Genomic DNA, 20,437 nt, shown 5'->3' with positions numbered 1-20,437 from the left:
TAATATCGGTTGAGCTTTTTCGATGGTATAACTTGCATCAGGTGGAAAGTATCATTTGATTTATCGAGGGATAGAAAACTTAGAGACTTGTCCACTTATCCCCATACCTTATCCACATAGATGTGGATAAAATGGTGTGGATGTGTATAAAATGTTAGTACCGCTTAAAACATTGAGATATAAGCTTTGTGAATTGTGAACCTTTCTGTGGATAGTGGGGATAAGTATGGGGATAGATTGTACTTTTTGCAAAATGCTGATAAATCAGCTCTAATGCTTGTGGGAAATGTGGATAGTTATAAACATTAGGTAAATGAATAATAAAAAAGGTTGAGACCAGCAGTGTCCCAACCTAATAGTTGCATAAGGATTGTTAACGGATTTCATGTAAATAGTCAGCTTTTTCAAATTTGTTAGTATTAGCAATAGCGACATAGATATCATCGGCTTGGATGATATAGTCAGCCGGGAAGGTTGTGGTTAATGCTTCACGGCGACGTTTGCGGATACCAATGATATTGATATCGTAACGTTGACGTGCATTCAATGAAGTGAGTGATTTGCCCACCCATTCTTCTGGCGCACGGAATTCTACTAAAGATGTTTCGTCATCTAAGTTAATAACTTCTTCAATGGTATTGTGGATCATACGGCGAGCAATTTGTACACCGGATTCTTTTTCGGGTTGTACAAGTGTATCTACACCTAGCGCTTCTAAAACTTTACGATTTGTTTTATTTTTAACCTTACAGATGATATGGTTAATGCCCAGTTCTTTTGCATTAATCACACCTAATACAGAAGCTTCAAGGTTGGTACCTGTAGAAATAACAATCGCATCACATTGGCCAAAACCAAGGTTACGCATATATTCTATATCAGTAAAGTCTCCAACTGAACCAACTGTTAAGTAACCATCTAAACGGTCAACATTTTTTTCATCTAGGTCACAGGCAATGATTTCAACGCCGTTTTCGGATAATTCTTTAGCGATTGTAGAACCAAAAATACCTAAACCTAAAATACCTACTAAATTCATTTTTCCCATTTTATAACACCTATCCTATTAAAATATTTGTGTTTGTATATTTAATATCACGTTTTTTATCTTGTTTACTTGGTAATAAAGAAAGGAACATAGTCATTGGACCAATCCGTCCGATAAACATTAATGCCATTAAAATAATTTGACTAGCCATAGAAAGCGTTGGTGTTAAATTGGCTGTTACACCAACGGTTGCAAAAGCAGAAATGGCTTCAAATAGTACGTATAAGAAATCTACTTGAGGATCAAAAGTTAAGATTAAACCAGAACCGATAATCAATAAAGTGGTATATAGTAAGAAAATAACGAAGGCCTGACGCAAGAGTTTAGCTGGAATCGTATGTTTATCAAAGTTGACAAATTCTTTTTGTCTAATTTCAGCAATAGCTAGCATTAATACTAAAGCAAATGTTGTTGTTTTTAAACCACCCGCAGTACCACCAGGACTCCCACCGATAAACATGGTAACAACGAATATCAATATACTAACAGGGTGTGCCAAAGTATAATCGATAGAAGCAAATCCAGCGGTACGCATCGTAACCGTTTGGAAAACAGCAGTCATGAACTTGTTACCAATACTCATCTCTCCAATTGTGCCGGTATTGTTCCACTCGAAGGCTAGAAATAACACAGTCCCTAGCGTAATGATTAGGATGGTCATTTTTAATGCCAATTTAGTATGTGGTCGTAAATGTCGTACCGCATTTTTTAAGGCAAACTTAGGTCTAGACCGGTCAAACTTTTTGATTTGATTGGTTACATCGAACCATACTGAGAAACCAATACCACCTAAAATAATTAAAGAAATAATAGTCCAGTTAATTACGGGCTGTGTTTGTAGGGCGATCATAGATGAATTGCTAAGTGGGTCAAACCCAGCATTACAGAAAGCAGAAACCGCCATAAAGATACTTAGAAAAGTACCGCGACCTAAACCATATTCAGGAATAAAATAAGTAGCAAAGAGTAAAGCACCAACACCTTCAATAATAAAAGTGTATCGGAAAATTTTACCTAGCCAATTGGCAATATCGTTAAGTGAACTGTTGTTTAAAGCACCGGAAACAGCAACTTGGTCACGTATGCGGACATTTTGGCCAATTCTAAAATAAATGAGCGAGATGAATGTCATCAAACCTAAACCACCGATCTGGATTAACATCATCATAATAATTTGTCCAAATGTATTATAGGTATCAAAAATGGATTCAACCCATAAACCTGTGACACAGACAGCAGAAACAGCAATGAATAGATGATCAAAGTATGTTGCATCTGATGTGGCCACCTGGCTAATTGGTAGACTCAGTAGTAGTGAACCTACAAAGATGACGACAGCAAACGACAAAGCAATTTTTTTTGCGCTTGATAATTGACTTACCGGTTTTAGAAAATAACGCAGTGCCCTATGTATTAAATTAATTGTGATAACCTCCCATAAAGCTTGATGACTTTAAGAAATTTTAAGACTCATTTTTCAAATACGATTAATTATAAACACTTTAGCAGAAAAATCTAGTAGAATAAAAAATAAAAAAGTTAATAACGAAATATTTGCATGATAGGAGTTATTTTTGCATGTTAATTAAAATTATCTCAGTTGGTAAATTGAAAGAAAAGTACCTAAAACAAGGCATTGAAGAGTATAGCAAGCGCCTTTCGCGCTATACAAAGATTGAAATTATTGAAGTGAAAGACGAACCAACAAAAGAAAACGCTAGTGAATCGGAAGATGAAATGGTGAAGAATGCGGAAGGTGAACGTATCTTGAATAAAATAAAACCGGATGATTATGTTTATCTGCTAGCAATTAACGGACAAATGCTGTCCTCACCAGAATTAGCTAAATCAATGCAAAGTCAAATGACCCGGGGGAAATCAACTTTAGTTTTTGTGATTGGTGGTTCCTTAGGTACGAGTGAAGCGGTCAATAAACGAGCAAATCAAGCTGTTTCTTTTGGCAGAATGACCTTACCTCATCAGTTGATGCGATTGGTCTTAACAGAACAAATATACCGAGCTTTTAGAATACAAAATAACGAACCATATCATAAATAAATGAGGTTTTTACGTAAAACCATAGCACAATCTAATGCTAATTCACTAGAATAATATTTTTTTGACTTACTTTCAATATTTTTGAATGAGCATTATAATTTGGAATGATGCTAATATAGAACCTATGTGATCAAATTTGATTAAATTTAAAATATATTATAATAATTGTATGTATACAACAAGGGAGCGGTCTAAATGGCAGAAAGAGTTAATAGTGCAGATTTAGGATTTGAAAAAGAAATATTTAAAGCAGCTGATAAGCTACGTGGAAATGTCGATGCTGCAGAATACAAAAACATTGTACTTGGTTTAATTTTTTTAAAATTCATATCCGATAGTTTTGAAGAACGCCATCAAGAATTAGTCGATGAAGGCGATGGTTTCGAAGAAGATCGAGATGAATATATCGCAGAAAACATCTTCTTTGTCCCAGAAGAAGCCAGATGGGATTATATTGCGAAACAAGCAACAACGCCTGAAATTGGTCAAGTAATTGACCAAGCAATGGTTTCAATCGAAGAAGAGAACGACCGTTTACGAGGAATCTTACCTAAAAACTATGCGCGACCTGAATTAGACAAACGTCGTTTAGGAGAGGTTGTTGATTTATTTAATAACTTAAAATTAAAAGAGCATGGAAACTCAAAAGATATTCTAGGCCGTACCTATGAATATGCGATTTCTCAATTCGCGAGTTTAGAAGGCAAAAACGCCGGTGAATTTTACACTCCAGCTGGAATCGTAAGCACTCTAATCGAAATTTTAGAACCTTATGAAGGTCGAGTATATGACCCATGTTGTGGGGCAGGCGGGATGTTTGTTCAATCTGCGAAATTTGTCGAACGTCATCAAGGTAGAGTAAACAATCTTTCTATTTATGGTCAAGAAGCTAATGCCAATACATGGAAATTAGCGCAAATGAACTTAGCGATTCATGGTTTAGAAGGGGATTTAGGTCAAGGCGCTGCTGATACATTTTATAATAACCAGCACCAAAGTATGCGAGCAGATTATATTTTAGCGAATCCGCCGTTTAACATGAGCGATTGGGGTGGAAATCAATTAGCTGAAGATACACGCTGGCAATATGGTACACCACCAGAAGGAAATGCGAACTATGCGTGGATGCAACATATGATTTACCACCTAGCCCCTCAAGGTAAATTAGGCCTCGTTTTAGCCAACGGTTCTTTATCTGCAGGAGGACGTGAAGGTGAAATCCGAGCGAATATTATCAAAGATGATTTAGTTGAAGCAGTTATTTCAATGCCGGATCGGTTATTTTATTCGACTGGAATTCCAGTATCTCTTTGGATCATTAATAAAAATAAAACTCAAAAAGGGAAAACCTTATTTATTGATGCCCGTAGTTTAGGTGAAATGGTTACTCGTGCGCATCGCGAATTATCCGTAGAAGATATCGATAAAATAGCGAACGCTTATCGTAATTTTGTAAAAGGTGAAGACGTTCAAAAATTAGGTTATGTTCATGAAGCAGATTTAGAAGAAATTGGACAGAATAACTTTGTCTTAACACCTGGTCGTTATGTTGGCTTAGAAGAAGTGGAAGATGATGGAATTCCGTTTGAAGAAAAGATGGAAGGGTTAACCGCTGAACTAGGAGAATTATTCAATAAATCTCACAAGTTAGAAGAAACAATCAGAGAACAGTTAGGTGGGATTGGATTTGATGTCTAAACCATTAAAAGAAATTACAAAGAAAATTGCTAGCGGTGCAACTCCAAGTGGTGGGAAAGAATCATATAAAGATTTTGGAATTTCTCTTATTAGAAGTCAAAATATATTAGATTTTGACTTCGACTATAATGGGTTAGCTTTTATAGATGAAGATCAAGCTCAAAAATTAAAGAACGTTATAGTTGAAAAAAATGATATTTTATTAAATATTACTGGTGATTCTGTAGCTAGGTGTAGTATTGTCCCAGAACAAGTATTACCAGCAAGAGTGAATCAACATGTAATGATCATTAGAGTGGATGATAAACAAGCTAACTATAAGTATGTATTTTATTATCTTCAATATATAAAAAGATACTTATTACAGTTAGCAAGTGGTGGAGCAACTAGAAATGCTTTAACTAAAACGATGATTGAAAATTTAGAATACAATCATCGCTCAATTGAAGAACAAGAGGCAATAGCAAATATTCTTTCGTCTTTAGATGATAAAATTGAGATTAACAATGCTATCATTGCTAATCTTGAAGAACAAGCTAAAACAATTTTTAAATCATGGTTTATGGATTCTGCATTATTTCAAGATGAAGAGTTTGAAACTAAAAAGCTGGGAGAATTATTTGAATTTATAAAAGGTAAAAAACCAAAAACAATAAGTGAAGTGAAAAAAGAAGGATTTGTACCATATCTTGTAAAAAAATATATAGATGGTGATGAAGCAACATTCACATCTAGTGATGATGGGATTTTAATAGATGATCTTGATATTTTCATGTTAATGGATGGGGCAAATTCTGGTAATATTTACTACGGATATCATGGTATTTTGGGGTCTACATTTAGCTTTTTAAAAAATGTTAATGAGATGGTTAACGAGTATATTTACTGGTATCTCCTTATTAATCAAGAGTCTGTTAAAAATCAAAATACTGGATCAGCTATTCCTCATGCTAATAAAGACTATATAAATAATCTTGAAGTTGCGTTACCTATTGATATTGAGACCAATAAAGTGTTAAAAAGGCTAAAAGATATAAGATTATACACGATAAATATCCGTAGAGAGAATAACAAATTATCAGAATCTCGTGATACTCTTCTTCCTAAACTCATGTCAGGAGAACTTCGAGTTGAAGATACGGTGGAGGCCGAATAGACATTAATTGTAATTAAAACTCTCATTAGGAGGTGAGACGATGGCAGATGTTAAATTTTTAGAAGAAGGACTGGAAAATGTATTCTTAAAAGAAATTCAAGATTTAGGCTATCAGTTTATTCCTTCACAAGAAATTGTGCGTTCAAACTACAAAATGCCGATTGCTGAGGAGATTTTGAAAGATAGTTTAGTTCAAATAAATACAGCTGTTTCTTTAGATGTCATTGAACGAGCGATTTATCAAATCCAACATATTGATGCTGGTTTATTGGTTAATCGAAATGAGCGATTCTTTAACTATCTTCAAAATGGGGTAGAAGTGAGCCATTATGAACAAGGCAAACAAAAAACGACACGGGTTCATTTAGTGGATTACGAGAATGTTGATCAGAATGATTTTATCGTGACCAATCAATATACGATGATAGGAAAAGAACAAAAACGACCGGATATTATACTTTTCTTGAACGGATTACCTATTGTTGTGATTGAATTAAAGTCTGCTTCCACAATTCACGCGGATGTATCGAGTGCTTATCGTCAAATTAAAAACTACCAGCATGATATTGAGGAGCTCTTTGTTTATAATGCGTTCAATATCATATCTGACTTTACCTATACAAAAGTTGGTACCATCACATCCAATGAATCTTGGTATAAAGAATGGAAGACAACGGATGGAGACTACGAAAGTACTCGATTTGCAGATTACAGTACCTTACTTGAAGGTATCTTACAAAAGGATCGATTGTTAGACATCCTGAAAAACTTTATTTTATTTGAACATAAAGATGGCTCTACTGTTAAAATTATGGGGCAATACCATCAATATTTTGCGGTACATAAAGCCGTTCAATCGACACTCCAAGCGATGGCAGATGGAGATGGTCGTGGTGGTGTGTTTTGGCATACTCAAGGGTCCGGAAAATCATTGTCTATGGTCTTTTACACGCAGCTAGTGACGCGAGCCTTAGACCAGCCAACATTTGTGGTGCTCACAGATAGAAATGATTTGGATGATCAGCTCTATGGGCAGTTTTCACGAGTGCAAGAATTTTTAAGACAAACACCTATTCAAGCGAATTCTCGAAGTCATTTAAAAGAATTACTGAATGATCGAAAATCAAATGGGATTTTCTTTTCAACGATGCAAAAGTTTGCTGAATCGGAAGGACCATTAACGAACCGACAAGATGTGATTGTAATGGCGGATGAAGCCCACCGTTCACAATACGGGTTAAGAGAAAAGGTTTCACGAGAAGGTAAAATCCAACATGGAATGGCACGAATCGTGCGTGAATCTTTACCAAAAGCGACGTATATAGGATTTACTGGAACACCGTTGACGGAAAATGACAAAGACACCCAAGAAGTCTTTGGGAACTATATCGACGTGTATGACATGTCTCAATCTGTAGAAGATGGAGCGACAAAGCCTATTTTCTATGAAAACCGTGTCATCAATTTAAATTTAAACGACCAAGTCTTAAAACAAATCGATGCGAAATATTCGGAGCTTGCAGAACAAGCAGAAGAAGCAGATATAGAAAAAAGTAAACAAGAGCTGAGCCGATTAGAAGTTCTTTTAGGTTCAGATGAAGCAATAGATACATTAGTGCAGGATATTATCCATCATTATGAAGAAAATCGAGAGCATCTGCTCACAGGAAAAGCAATGGTGGTTGCTTACAATCGTCGCATTGGAATTGAAATGTACCAACGTATGCTAGAACTGCGACCTGAATGGCAAGATAAAGTAGAAGTGATTATGACTGGAAATAACAATGATCCAGTTGAATGGAAAGAAATTATCGGATCAAAAGCAGACCGGGATGAATTGGCACGTAAATTTAAAGACACCGAAGATCCGATGAAAATCGCTATTGTTGTTGATATGTGGCTAACAGGTTTTGATGTACCTAGTCTGTCTACAATGTATATTTATAAACCAATGAAAAGCCATAACCTGATGCAGGCGATTGCTCGAGTGAACCGGGTTTTTGAAGATAAAGAAGGTGGCCTGATTGTTGACTATATAGGCATTGGCAAAGCATTAAAAGAAGCGATGAATGACTATACTACAGCTGACCAAAAGGCCATTGATAATGCGAATATCAGAGATTCAGCTTATCCAAAGTTTCAAGAAAAACTAGAAGTTTGTCGTAACGTGTTTTTTAATCGGTTTAATTATTCTAAAATCTTTTCTAAAACCATCACCGATTCTGATATGGCAAACCTAATTCGTGATGGGATTGACCATATCTTAAGCTACAATGAAGAAATGCAGAAGGATTTTAAAGACCAAGCATATCAATTAAAACAAGCTCATACGTTATGTTCTTCAGTCACAACAGAAGCCGAACAAAGAGAAGCAGCTTATATTGAAGCGGTTCGAATTAGTGTGAACCGAATTGGCAGCAGTACATCAGCACTTTCAAAAGCTGAGATTAATGAACAAATCAGTGAACTCTTACATCAGTCGATTCAAAGTGAAGGGGTCATTAATCTTTTTCAAGATTTTGAACGTGGATTTAGTCTTTTCGATCCAAATTTCTTAGAAAAAATCGAGAAAATGGAACAGAAAAACTTATCAGTAGAGCTTTTGAATAAATTACTGACAGATGAAATTCGTGCAATCATACGAACGGATATCGTAAAAGGTGAAGAGTTTTCAGAACGTCTAAAACGAATTATGAAAAAGTATCGTGAAGGCTTAGTCGATAATGCTGAACAACTCGACCGGTTTGCAGGCATTGCGGATGTAGTAAATGAAGATGGCGATGAATATAAGGTATCCAATCTGCATACGACACGAGAAGAGTTGATGAAGTTAGCCAAAGAAGCCATAGCTCTTGAGAAAGAACATGAAAGTCTTGGATTGAGTCGTGCAGAAATGGCATTTTACCATGCGGTGAGCAATCCAGAAAACGTGCAAGATTTCTATACCAATGATCAACTCATTCAATTAACGAAGGAATTAACAGACTCCATTGCAGATGAAATGACATCTGATTGGATGATGCGAGAATCTGGTCGAGCGAATGTCAGACGAACGATTAAGCGACTATTGAAAAGATATAAATACCCAGGTAACTATAATGAAGCCATCCAACTTGTTATTAAACAAGCAGAACATTGGGATGGTATGCAGATAGCCAACGCATGATGACATATTAGAATCTCCATATCCTATTAGTAAGGGATATGGAGATTTTTTATAAAAATTTATGAAGGGAGAATAATAGTATTGATTGATACTAAATTTAATATGCAATCTGATGCAAGAGGTGGTGACCCAGATAGTACAAGCCCGACTTTAAAAAGTTACCATAAAATTCTTTGGAATAAACCTCTTCCTAATGGGAAAATTTTTGAGTTGTCGGATAGTCAGAGAGGTGCATATTTATACCATAACTCTGAATTAGGGGGATTTTTCTTAGGTAGTGACTCAATTACGCATTCTTATAAAAATCAAAAAAATTTAAAGAGATAACTGAGCAAGTTCCAAAACACGTTAATGAACTCTATGATGCGGGTTCGACCAAAGGTGCCTTTATATTATTTCCCAATAAACGAATAGATGGTAAATATACAATAAATCAGGCCAGAGGTATAAATACTTTAATTAATGATCGATTTGACTTAACATGAGAGTGTATTCGACGTTATTATAAAGCTGAGAAAAGTCCCTTGTATGAAACCTTTCTAAGATATAATTGTTTCTTTAATTTATTTGAGACTTTTGAAGGTTATGTTAACTTCTTCTTACTAAATGACTTATTGGATAATCATGGAAATATAAAGTTTTACTTGCCATTTGATGAATTTAAAACAAGACCACAATTTAATGATGTCAGTGAATATCTTGTTTATAAAGAAAGAACGATGAATTTTATTGAGGCACGGAATAAGCGTATTAAAAATAAAATGGAATCTAAATAAAGATGTCAGTTGTGACCTAGTGTCTAGAGAGGAAATTTATGATAAATAGGTGATTAATTGGAAAAAAATAATGATAACGATTACATCAAATGATAAAATCTTATATATCGAATATGATGATTAATATATCCCCAAATTCGTAATCAAAACATGCTCTATAATGAATAAAAAAATTAAGGTGGGATCATGATGAAAGAATGGTACAAAAATAAAAGGCAATCAGTTGAAGACAAAAGACATGCGAAAAAGATCATGGATGACCAACCACTAGAATTGGAAATAACGGAAGAGATAGAAGAGGCAGAAGAGGCAGAAGAGATAGAAGAGGCAGAAGAGGTAGAAGAGGCAGAAGAGATAGAAGTAATAGATAAAATAGATGAGATAGAAGAAGAAACCGAATTTAACTCATTCTTTGAAGAAGTACTCAATAAATTTCCAAAGAAATATTCAACAATTATTCTCAATACTTACGATAAAACGAGAGTCCAAGCTGAGAAAGTTTTGGCTGATAGTAAAACGAAATTTGATAGTATTTTCGAAATGTTTTTAGAAGGTGTAGATGAGGAAACGAAAAAAAGAAGTCATGCAACCGTTCATGCTGCTTCACTTACTTCTGCTATCATCGGACTTTCACCCATACCATTTTCAGATGCATTTCTATTGGTTCCAATCCAATTAACAATGATGGCTCGATTGCATAAAATCTATGGGCAAAAGTTCTCAGAAAATCTGGGTGAATCTCTAGCAAGAGAATTAGTGATTGTAGGATTAGGGCGAAGTACGGTTGGTAATTTACTGAAATTTATTCCTGCAGTTGGTACGGTTGCTGGTGCAGCAATTAATGCGGTTGTTGCAAGTACTATCACGCAGGCATTAGGATGGGTCACTGTAAAAATGTTAAATGATGGTGAAGATATATTTGATGACGTGATGTCGTTTAAAAATCAATTTAAAAACGTTTATGATGTCTTAAAAAGTACTAATAAGACAACCGAGTAACTAAATTCCCCATAATTTAAATTCAATTATGGGGATACAATTGTATAGTTATAAGCAATGAATGCATTAATCCTTGGTGAGCACTTCTTAGTGTTATTGTTTTGGGTAGAGAGAATACGGACGTATGAATGTAAGACAAACAATTAAGCAGACAGCAAATGAATGAAGATATATGTGGCTTAATATCCTATGATTAAAGGGTATGGAGTTTTTCTAAAATAAAATACTCAACATAATGTTATATCCTGATAAAAATTATCATCGAGAAGTGGTACGGAGAACCATATCACAAATAAGTGAGGTTTTTACGTAAAACCACCGCACAAGCTGATGCGGGTACACTGATTGATTTTAAAAGGTTGTCACAATTGTGGTCAGTAGTTTGGAATGAACCATATCATAAATAAAGCTTGTTTCAGTAGGATAAATAGTAGTTAGTATACAAGATATGTTAAGATGCAAGAGAAAGACTACGTTTTATATGGATTAAGTATACAAGGAGTAGTGAGGAGTTTACGTATGAATATTTTCCCAATACATGCATTAGCAGATAATTATATTTGGATGATTGAAGATACAGATAGTGTTGTGGTTGTTGACCCCGGTGAAGCAGCAGAAGTTTTATCTTATATCAAAGTAGAAAAACCGAGCCAAATTACTATTTTATTAACACATAAACATGACGATCATATTGGTGGTGTAGCGGAAATTATCCAGGCCTACCCAGAAACTAAAATCTATGGTCCAAGTGAAGTGCCAGGTTTCGATGATATGACAATTTTAGAAGATGGTAGTCAGGTAGATATTTTAGGCCATACAGTAACTGCCTTACTTTCGGCGGGCCATACAGCTGGTCACTTAGCCTATATTGTGGATAATCAATTTCTGTTTTCAGGTGATGCTATGTTCTCAGCGGGATGTGGTCGCGTGTTTACAGGTGATTACCAAGCAGCGTTTGATGCCTTAGAAACTTTTAGCCGTTTAGACGATGACATCGCTGTATTTGCAGGACACGAGTACACCTTAACCAATTTAAAATTCGCACATTCAATACTTCCTGAAAATGAAGTATTTGCTGAAGCCTTAGGGCAAGCAGAAGTTTTAAATGCTGCAAACCATCCTACCTATCCTTCAACTATTGCTAGAGAAAAAATCATTAATATTTTTATGCAAGCAGAAGATGTCACAGCTTTTAAAGATTTAAGAAATTTACGGGATAATTTTTAAAACATTCAATGTGGAAAAATATTATGGAGAGGTAGCTGGTGGTAAGCTACCTCTCTTTTTATTTATTCTCAACCACATAAGTATTAGGGTTAGTGAAGAATACAAATTTGTACTGTACATTGCATTTTTTATATAAGAGAAGCATGAAGCTAACAAGGGGGAAAATGAAAATTTGTCATGAAAAGGTCTGTATCTCAATGTTTAAATTACTTTTTTTCTCATATTCATAAAAACAGCAATGTACAAATAAATATAGTGACAATGATTTTCTTCAAGTAAAATTGACTTGTATATCAATATAGCGTGATAATATGATGGTATAAACGCTTACATTGATAATAAGGGAGGAAATTTGTATGTGGACATTTATATTGGGTGTCACCGCTTTAGTTGTAGGATACTTCACCTATGGTCGCTATATCGAGAAAAATTTTGAGCCGAATCCAGAACGGACGACGCCAGCGGAAGTTTTACAGGATGGGATGGACTTTGTGCCTATGCCAAGATGGAAAAACGGTATTATTGAATTATTAAATATCGCTGGTACAGGGCCCGTATTTGGTCCAATCATGGGTGCTTTATATGGCCCAGTCGCTTATTTATGGATCATTTTTGGCTGTATTTTTGCCGGTGCTGTACATGACTATATGTTAGGGATGGTATCACTTAGAAATAATGGGGCACAATTACCCGCTTTAGCAGGTAAGTATATTAATAAAGGGACTATGCATGTAGTCAACTTATTTGCTTGTTTACTATTATTATTGGTAGGTACTGTATTCGTTTCGTCACCAGCAGCGCTTATTCAAAGCTTGTTGCCAGGTAATGTAGCTTTAATTATCATTATAATTGCTATTTTTATTTACTACATTATTTCAACAGTTTTACCAATCGACAAAGCAATGGGGAAAGTATATCCTTGGTTTGGTGCAATACTTATCATTTCAACTTTAGCAATCGGTTTAACATTACTCTTTGGAGACCACTCAATGATTGAATTGTCTTCAGCTACTATGGCGAACTTCCATCCTAAAGGCTTGGCTATTTTCCCAGGAATCTTCTTTACTATTTCTTGTGGTGCTATGTCAGGTTTCCATGCGACTCAAGCACCAATGGTTTCTCGTACAATGGAAAATGAGCGCGAAGGTCGCTTTACTTTCTACGGTATGATGATTACTGAAGGGGTTATCGCTATGATCTGGGTAGCTGCTTCATTAGCCATCTTTGATGGTCAAGTATTGAGTGACATGATTGATGCAGGTACAGCGTCAGCAGTTGTAAATGCTGTTTCAATCGAACTATTAGGACCTGTATTTGGTACTTTGGCAATTATTGGGGTTATTGTACTACCATTATCATCTGGATTATCTGCTTTCCGTTCATTACGTATTATCATTGCAGACTATATTCATATGAAGCAAGATACACTACCAAAAATAATGACAATCACTATTCCAATTTACGTGATTTCATTCTTCTTAACCTTTGTGGACTTTAATATCTTATGGCGTTACTTCAACTGGGCCAACCAAGTTACAGCGGTACTAGCTTTACTAGTAACAACACGCTACTTATTCCTAAAGGGTAGAAATTACTTCGTCACACTAGTGCCAGGTGTCTTTATGTTATATGCCGTTGTAGTCTACTTGTTAAGTGAACCGATCGGCTTTAACCTAGGCTTAGGTAACTTATCTTACTGGGGCGGGGCAGCCATTACACTGATCATACTTGCAGTATATTGGCGCCAAGGTGTTAAACAAAAAGAGGCCATTGACCCAAGTTCAAAACTAATCAATGACCAATTACAAATTCACCAATTATATCCGGAATTGGTTGAGAAAAATAACTAATAGGTCAATCTTAAAAGTAACAGATTGACTCATAAAAATGAAACGCCATCAAATTAGAGTTTAAAAAAGCCGAGTAATCATTATTTGATTGCTTGGCTTTTTATTTATACTCACTTACTTGGAGATCAAATTTAATTGAGAAAACGTGTTGCCCTCATTTACAGTGGCAAAGTGTTATCTCTGTTTAGAGAATACTAACTGCCCAAAATAAAACCTATCATATAAGCAATTAATGAAGCTGCACCTCCTACTAATAACATTTCCATACCAGAGCGGGCCCAGTTTGTTAAAGTTAACTTTGATTTAACTGCACCTAAAATAAATAGCGTAAGTCCAGTTAAGATACTTGCAACTACAAAAGTATTTTCCATAAGAAATGTTGAAAATGAAGCAAAGACATATGCAATCAAGGGAATAAATCCATACAAAATAAATGAGCAAAAAGTAATTAAAGCATTATATATAGGATGTGCTTCTGTTTCAGCAGTGCCAAAGATCATATTTATCCGTTCTTGTTCGATTACTTCTGGATATTTAGCTAATGTTTCTGAAATTAGTGAAGCATCTGTTTCTGTAAGCCCTTTGTTTGTATAGTATTCCTTGAAATCGTTTAGCTCAGTTTGAAAATCATATTTGAAATTAGATTGGTGTTGTTCAATTTCTTTGGTGATAAATTCGTTTTCTGACTTAGAAGATAAGTAATCGCCGACAGCCATTGAAAGACCATCCGCTAATAAGTTTGAGAATCCTAGGACAATTACAATCTGAAAGTCTAAAGCACCGCCAGTCACGCCGGAAACTACTGCAAAAGTTGTTATTATGCCATCTAAACCACCATAGACCATACTTTTCACATAATCACTATTCATACGAAAATTGAATCTATTAGCTTTACTCATTACAATCCCTCCCTCATACAGCTATTATAGACTTTGGCGTTTAACTCAGTCTATGTAGTTTAGTGTAAGTGTAGCGATCACCTCATAAAAAAGTCTCCAAGACTATTTTTTGCTGAGAAAAAATAGTTTTGGAGACAATATGGTTTTCGTATACGGGCGTTTGATTGCCTATTCGTTATTGTTTTCTTTGTTATCTGAGAAGCTAGTCCCGAAGATGTTATCAATAATGGATAAGATACGGTCCCAAATACCTATAGCATCTTCTTGTAATTGCTCAGTATCTGCATTTTCGATTGCAGATGAAGCAGAAGCGGCAACGTTACTTGCAGCGTCAGACAATGAGCTTGCTAAGTTAGATAATTGTGTTTTTTGCTCTTCACTTAACTCAAGGTTAGAGAAGTTTTTCATTTGATCAATAATCGCTTGGATATTGTCTTCAGAGATCACACCATTTAAGTTGTAGTTATTGACCACATTATTCACGATAACAGTAATTTCATCCACTGAAATTGAGCCACCATTTTGGTCTTTCAAGTCAGCAATTTGCGCTTTAATATCCGCAATCGCAGCGTTCATGTCGCTATCAGAGTAACCTTCAGTATCTTCATTTTCTTGGGTAATAGAAGAAGTAACGGCTAACTCATCTTGCGCTACTTGACGGGCATCATCATCTAATGAATAACCAGAATCTTCAAAGGCTTTATAAACACCCGCTAAGGCACCTGAACCATCTACTGTAACAGCAGAAGCAACTTTAATATCTACGTCAACTGCACCCGCAGTAATGGCCGCATTCTCATATTGGGCTTCAGTGATATCTGTAATTGTATCTGGTGTTTCGATTTCAACCGTTACGCCACCATCGTTATCAGCTGGTGTGATATAAGCTGAAGAGTAGACTTGGTTGTATGGGTAGCTATCTTGTAATAAGTCATTTAATTCATTAACAGCCACTTCGATTTCAGTCACGCCATCTTCAACACCTAATAACTCTTTTGTTTCAGTATATTGGCTATCGTCTAAAGTTTCCCCGTATGTAAACATCGGGTCAATAGCGACCTTATCTGCTAATTTATTTGGTGCAGCTACGGCAAGTCCTAAAGCTAAAACACCACTAGTTAATAAAATTCGTTTTGTAAACTTTTCCATTGTATGTTTCCTCCTACAGACTGATTATGACCATGAAGGTCGTAGTTGTCGGTAACTCCATTGTATCATTTTAAATTGGAAAGGGTTTTAGGAAACTGTTAACAAGGATATAAAAATTGTTTAAGGAGAAAAGAGTGCGAAAGAAGACGCATCCTGTCTAGTAGTAATATGATTAGGGTGCGAGAGTCCTCTCTGGAGACTCGAACCTAACTAGGGTGAGGGCGGTCCCACTGCTTTTTAAGACTATGATAGGAATAAGCATAACCTGAAAGTTAATGATCAGAAAAAATGGGTTACTAGCCATATCACTACAAAAATAATCTATTTCATATATACTAGAAGAGGACGAGTTTTTGAAATTGGGGTGAAATCAAAAATTTTTATTAAAATTATTCAAATTAAGTGACAAAATTTCAGTTTAAAAGTATGCTTAAAGCTACAAGTTATGTCGTTTTTGGAGGGATAAAAATGAACATCGAACAGAAAAAAGAATTGTTAGCTATCTTAGCACAGGATGCGCGATTAGCACCTAAAACTATTGCTAACATGATTGAAGCTAACGAAGAAGAAGTCGTTGCGCAAATCGCTGCTTATGAAAAAGATAACGTGATTGCCGGCTACCACACCATGATCAACTGGGACGTTGCCGATGACAACTTGCTATCAGCGATGGTAGAAGTCAATGTTGATTTACACCACGGTGTATCTTATCAAGACATTGCAGAAACCATTTACCAATATGACCAAGTAGAATCTTTATACTTGATGTCAGGTACTTATGATTTCCTATTATTAACCAAGCGTTTAACGATGGTAGATATCTCTAAATTTATCTCTAAATTAGCAGCTATCGACGAAGTTAGCGCTACAACAACCCACATTGTAATGAACCGCTATAAAGAACAAGGGGTTGTCTATAAAGATATCAAAGAAGATGGTGGGCGTATGGTGATCTCACAATGACAAAATCTCAAAATAAAACCGTAATTGACATGGAACCTTCTGGTATCCGACGTTTTTTCGACATTGCCAATGAAATCGAAGGCGTGATTTCGCTTGGTGTAGGGGAGCCTGACTTTCCAACGCCTTGGTCAATTCGTGAAGAAGCGATTCGGGCCATTAGAAAAAGTAAAACTTATTATACTGCCAATGCAGGTTTAATTGAATTGCGACGTGCGATTTCAAAATATGTAGACCGCAAATATGACTTGGATTATGATCCAGATACGGAAGTGATTGTCACTGTTGGTGGTTCTGAAGCCATTGATCTTGCTTGTCGTGGATTAATTAACCCAGGTGATGAAGTATTATGTATGGATCCGTCTTACGTATCTTACACACCGTCAATTGAGCTTGCTGGCGGGATTCCCGTACCAGTGAAGCTACCAAGTGAGCACGACTTTATTTTACAGCCGGAAAATATTGAAGCATTAATTACAGATAAGACAAAGGCTATTATTTTAAACTATCCAAACAACCCAACTGGGGCAGCGGCAACGCGTGAAGAGTTGGAAAAGTTGGCTGACGTCATTAAGAAACATGATTTATATGTCTTAACGGATGAAATCTATTCTGAAATCTGGTACGCCAAAGATAAATACACATCAATCGCTTCGTTTGAAGGGATGAAAGAACGGACAATCTACATCAACGGATTTGCTAAAGCCTTCTCAATGACAGGGTGGCGAATTGGTTACCTGTGTGGACCAGAAGTCTTAGTGGAACAAATGTTGAAAATCCACCAGTTCACGATTATGGCCGCACCAACTGTATCGCAATATGCGTCAGTTGTGGCTTTAGAAGATTGTGATGACGATGTAGAAGCGATGCGGAAAGACTATTTAAAACGGCGTAACTTCTTATTAGGCCGATTCCGTGATATGGGCCTTCCTTGTTTCGTACCACGTGGGGCTTTCTATACCTTCCCTGACATTCGTGAATTTGATATGACCAGTGAAGAATTTGCCATAGCACTCCTTGATGCGAAGAAACTGGCGGTTGTGCCAGGTTCAGCATTTGGTGAGGGTGGGGAAGGATTCTTACGTATCTCATACGCTTACTCAATTAAAGAATTGACGATTGCCATGGACAAAATAGAAGAATTTGTTACCGAGCTAAGAAACAAATAAAACAAAGATAAATATTGCGTATAGAAATGCAAATTCATTCTTAAAAGAATGATGCAAATGACAAGTGAGGGGCTGATTTCATGGGTAAAGAAGCATTAATCATTGTAGATATGAGTAACGATTTTGTAGCGCCAGACGGTTCTTTAACTGTTGGCCAACCAGGTCAAGCCATCGTTCCCTACATTAAATCTCTGGCAGAAGACTTTGTCAGCCAAGGGAAGGATGTGGTCGTGGCCATGGACGCTCATCAAGTGGATGATCCCCACTTTAAATTGTGGCCGGCCCATAATGTGGTTGGGACAGAAGGGCAAGCACTTTATGGTGAATTGCAGGACTGGTTCCAAGCCAACCAAGACAATGAATTGGTCACATACCTACCTAAAGAAAATTACAATAGCTTCTTTAAGACTGGTTTGGCGGAGTTGTTGCTTAATAAAGACGTTGATACAGTCCATGTTGTTGGTGTAACCACAGATATTTGTGTGTTCAATACGGTTAGTGGGGCAGATGCCTATGGCTTTCAAACTAAGGTCCATGCTAATGGTGTTGCAACCTTTACAGATTTAGGAGACACTATGCTTGAACATATGACACGGTGTTTCCACACTGAAATCATCAAGTAAAAATTGTCTCGCAAAGTCTGCATAATAAATGAATAGGTCATGTTTTTCCTTCTTTCAAGTATGATGTGGTGTTTTACTTTATTTTAGGAAAGCATGGCCTTCTTCTATGCATAAAAATAATGTTGGTGAAGATTCCTTAAAAACGCCTACCAACACTACTTGAAAAAAACAAAAACTCGACGTCAGTTGGCGTCGAGTTTTTGCTATCATAAGTACTATTTGTAATCTACACCTCTTGTGTAGGTGTTCGATGCATCCCAAAGTAGGTATTCGTTGGCGCCACTTTCAATAACAGCGTCAATTTGTTCTTGTACTTCGGCCGCGCCGTACTCAGCATAAGTACCTTCCGTTAGGTATGATGCGGTAAAGTCTTGTAACCAAGGTCTAGATACTGGTGCATCTTCCAGCTCAGCATTTAAAGCATTCTCTTTTTCCATATAAGCTTGTACAACTTCATATGGGTACAAGTCTGGGTAGTCTAAGTCGAAGTAGCCAGGACCCCAGTGAGAAGGGTAAATCATTGATGAAATGACATCGACATTTTCTGCGATCATGTTGTAGTTTTGACCGATACCAGGTGTTGCGACAACATCTGTCACGTAACCAAAGATATCTGCAGAAACATCTACACCATATGGTTCAAGTTCTTCACGGGCATAAGCTAGGAAGTCTGCGATAACCATTTGACGGGCTTCAGTTGAAGCTTTTCCATATTCAGCGTAGTCACCCATATCGTAAGTTAAGGTTTCACCGAAAGTTTCAAATCCTTCTGGGAAGCGGACATAGTCAAATTGGATATCTTTATAACCAGCGCGAGCGGCTGATTTAGCGACTTCTACAAGGTATTCCCAGTTATCTTTGTTGTATGGGTTTAGGAAGGCATCGCCACCATCGTTAGTCCATACTTCACCAGATTCTGTTAGGAAGGAACGAGATGGATCAGCGTTGGCTAGGTTGGTATCTTTAAAGGTTGTGATACGAGCGATTGGATAGATTTGTTTATCTTGGAAGGTTTGCATAATGCCTTCGCCATCAATACTATCTGTCTCGTTGTTGTTGACCGTATCATCTTCTGACGGTAGGTCCATAGTAATGTTCCCGTAGTCGTCTTTGACATCTAATACAACAGAATTTAGATTGGTTTCATCTAAAAGGGCCATATTTTCATCAAATAGGGCTTGGTCAGTGGCACCGATAGCTGATAGGTAAATCCCTTTTACCCCGTCTTCAGGATAGGGAATATCATAACCTGAATCGTATTGGAATTTTGAGGGTAAATTTTTTGGTTGGTTTAATAAAGCCTTTGCTTCTGTAGAAACATTTGGTAATTGTGTACCGTCACTTTCACCGCTTGTTGCTGCAGCGCTAGCATCTTCATCACTTGCTTCAGTTGATTCACCAGATTCACTGGTAGATTCAGCATTTTGTTCAGACGAACTTTCATTACTTGCGGTTTGTTCTTGGTTATTTTCATTGGCTAAGCCATACCAGTCTGTTCGAATGCCAAAGATTAAGGCTAAACCTAATACAATGGCTGTGAGTAGCCCTAAAACAAGTTTCCAATTGAATTTAGGTCCTTCGTTTTTTGGGTCTAAAGTTGTCTTAATATCCGGATTTGAATTGGATTGATTGTCTTTCAAGGTTCTGGCCTCCGTTCTA

General features: G+C 36.5%; 15 protein-coding genes and 1 pseudogene. 11 read left to right on the top strand and 5 right to left on the bottom strand.

The annotated features are described in order from the left end of the window. Positions 1-373: 373 nt before the first annotated feature. Both AWM74_RS02640 and AWM74_RS02635 read right to left on the bottom strand, forming a co-directional pair. On the bottom strand, positions 374-1,048 hold the full coding sequence (locus AWM74_RS02640) for a potassium channel family protein (protein ID WP_026466535.1): 675 nt from the start codon (positions 1,046-1,048) through the stop codon (positions 374-376). A 10-nt stretch (positions 1,049-1,058) separates the two neighbouring features. Continuing rightward, positions 1,059-2,396 carry a TrkH family potassium uptake protein gene (locus tag AWM74_RS02635; RefSeq protein ID WP_034258331.1) on the bottom strand — a complete coding sequence of 446 codons (1,338 nt, stop codon included), beginning with the start codon at positions 2,394-2,396 and terminating at the stop codon, positions 1,059-1,061. 230 nt (positions 2,397-2,626) lie between these two features. Here AWM74_RS02635 and rlmH point away from each other — a divergent pair, with 230 nt between their 5' ends. The 8 genes and pseudogenes from rlmH (at position 2,627) to AWM74_RS02595 (ending at position 13,978) form a co-directional block, all read left to right on the top strand. Further along, the gene (gene rlmH, locus AWM74_RS02630; protein ID WP_026466533.1) at positions 2,627-3,106 is read left to right on the top strand and encodes a 23S rRNA (pseudouridine(1915)-N(3))-methyltransferase RlmH; all 480 of its coding nucleotides are present in this window, start codon (positions 2,627-2,629) and stop codon (positions 3,104-3,106) included. 195 nt (positions 3,107-3,301) lie between these two features. Next, on the top strand, positions 3,302-4,804 hold the full coding sequence (locus tag AWM74_RS02625; RefSeq protein WP_026466532.1) for a type I restriction-modification system subunit M: 1,503 nt from the start codon (positions 3,302-3,304) through the stop codon (positions 4,802-4,804). Continuing rightward, the gene (locus AWM74_RS09330; RefSeq protein WP_081665678.1) at positions 4,797-5,960 is read left to right on the top strand and encodes a restriction endonuclease subunit S; all 1,164 of its coding nucleotides are present in this window, start codon (positions 4,797-4,799) and stop codon (positions 5,958-5,960) included. The genes AWM74_RS02625 and AWM74_RS09330 overlap by 8 nt, the downstream gene beginning before the upstream one ends. A gap of 40 nt (positions 5,961-6,000) precedes the next feature. Then, on the top strand, positions 6,001-9,126 hold the full coding sequence (locus tag AWM74_RS02615) for a type I restriction endonuclease subunit R (protein ID WP_026466531.1): 3,126 nt from the start codon (positions 6,001-6,003) through the stop codon (positions 9,124-9,126). 102 nt (positions 9,127-9,228) lie between these two features. Beyond that, positions 9,229-9,902 (top strand): annotated as a pseudogene (locus tag AWM74_RS09615) (DUF6994 family protein). 252 nt (positions 9,903-10,154) lie between these two features. Further along, positions 10,155-10,901 carry a YcjF family protein gene (locus AWM74_RS02605; protein ID WP_026466528.1) on the top strand — a complete coding sequence of 249 codons (747 nt, stop codon included), beginning with the start codon at positions 10,155-10,157 and terminating at the stop codon, positions 10,899-10,901. 519 nt (positions 10,902-11,420) lie between these two features. Next, a complete protein-coding gene (gene gloB, locus AWM74_RS02600) occupies positions 11,421-12,128 on the top strand; it encodes a hydroxyacylglutathione hydrolase (protein WP_026466527.1) in 708 nt (235 codons plus the stop codon). A 356-nt stretch (positions 12,129-12,484) separates the two neighbouring features. After that, a complete protein-coding gene (locus AWM74_RS02595) occupies positions 12,485-13,978 on the top strand; it encodes a carbon starvation CstA family protein (protein ID WP_026466526.1) in 1,494 nt (497 codons plus the stop codon). A 194-nt stretch (positions 13,979-14,172) separates the two neighbouring features. Here the strand turns inward: AWM74_RS02595 and AWM74_RS02590 are convergent, their stop codons facing one another. Together AWM74_RS02590 and AWM74_RS02585 are read right to left on the bottom strand one after the other, a co-directional pair. Further along, positions 14,173-14,847, bottom strand: a complete 675-nt coding sequence (locus AWM74_RS02590; RefSeq protein ID WP_455316123.1) for a VIT1/CCC1 transporter family protein — start codon at positions 14,845-14,847, stop codon at positions 14,173-14,175. 198 nt (positions 14,848-15,045) lie between these two features. Further along, positions 15,046-16,026, bottom strand: coding sequence for a DUF1002 domain-containing protein (locus AWM74_RS02585; RefSeq protein ID WP_026466524.1), 981 nt, complete (start codon positions 16,024-16,026; stop codon positions 15,046-15,048). Positions 16,027-16,494: 468 nt separating this feature from the next. Here AWM74_RS02585 and AWM74_RS02580 point away from each other — a divergent pair, with 468 nt between their 5' ends. From AWM74_RS02580 to AWM74_RS02570, 3 genes are all read left to right on the top strand, one after another. Beyond that, the gene (locus tag AWM74_RS02580) at positions 16,495-16,989 is read left to right on the top strand and encodes an Lrp/AsnC family transcriptional regulator (RefSeq protein WP_016896378.1); all 495 of its coding nucleotides are present in this window, start codon (positions 16,495-16,497) and stop codon (positions 16,987-16,989) included. Beyond that, complete coding sequence (locus AWM74_RS02575; protein ID WP_026466523.1) at positions 16,986-18,155, top strand: pyridoxal phosphate-dependent aminotransferase; 1,170 nt, start codon at positions 16,986-16,988, stop codon at positions 18,153-18,155. Before AWM74_RS02580 ends, AWM74_RS02575 begins: the two co-directional genes overlap by 4 nt. An 80-nt stretch (positions 18,156-18,235) precedes the next feature. Next, positions 18,236-18,778, top strand: a complete 543-nt coding sequence (locus AWM74_RS02570; RefSeq protein ID WP_026466522.1) for a cysteine hydrolase family protein — start codon at positions 18,236-18,238, stop codon at positions 18,776-18,778. A 215-nt stretch (positions 18,779-18,993) separates the two neighbouring features. On the opposite strand, the gene AWM74_RS02565 is transcribed toward AWM74_RS02570, so the two are convergent. Further along, a complete protein-coding gene (locus AWM74_RS02565; RefSeq protein WP_026466521.1) occupies positions 18,994-20,418 on the bottom strand; it encodes a putative glycoside hydrolase in 1,425 nt (474 codons plus the stop codon). Positions 20,419-20,437 lie beyond the last annotated feature (19 nt).

The organism is Aerococcus urinaeequi (assembly GCF_001543205.1).
GTDB lineage: Bacteria > Bacillota > Bacilli > Lactobacillales > Aerococcaceae > Aerococcus > Aerococcus urinaeequi.
The sequence above is the reverse complement of the archived record's forward strand: the minus strand, read 5'-3'. Positions and strand labels throughout refer to the sequence as shown.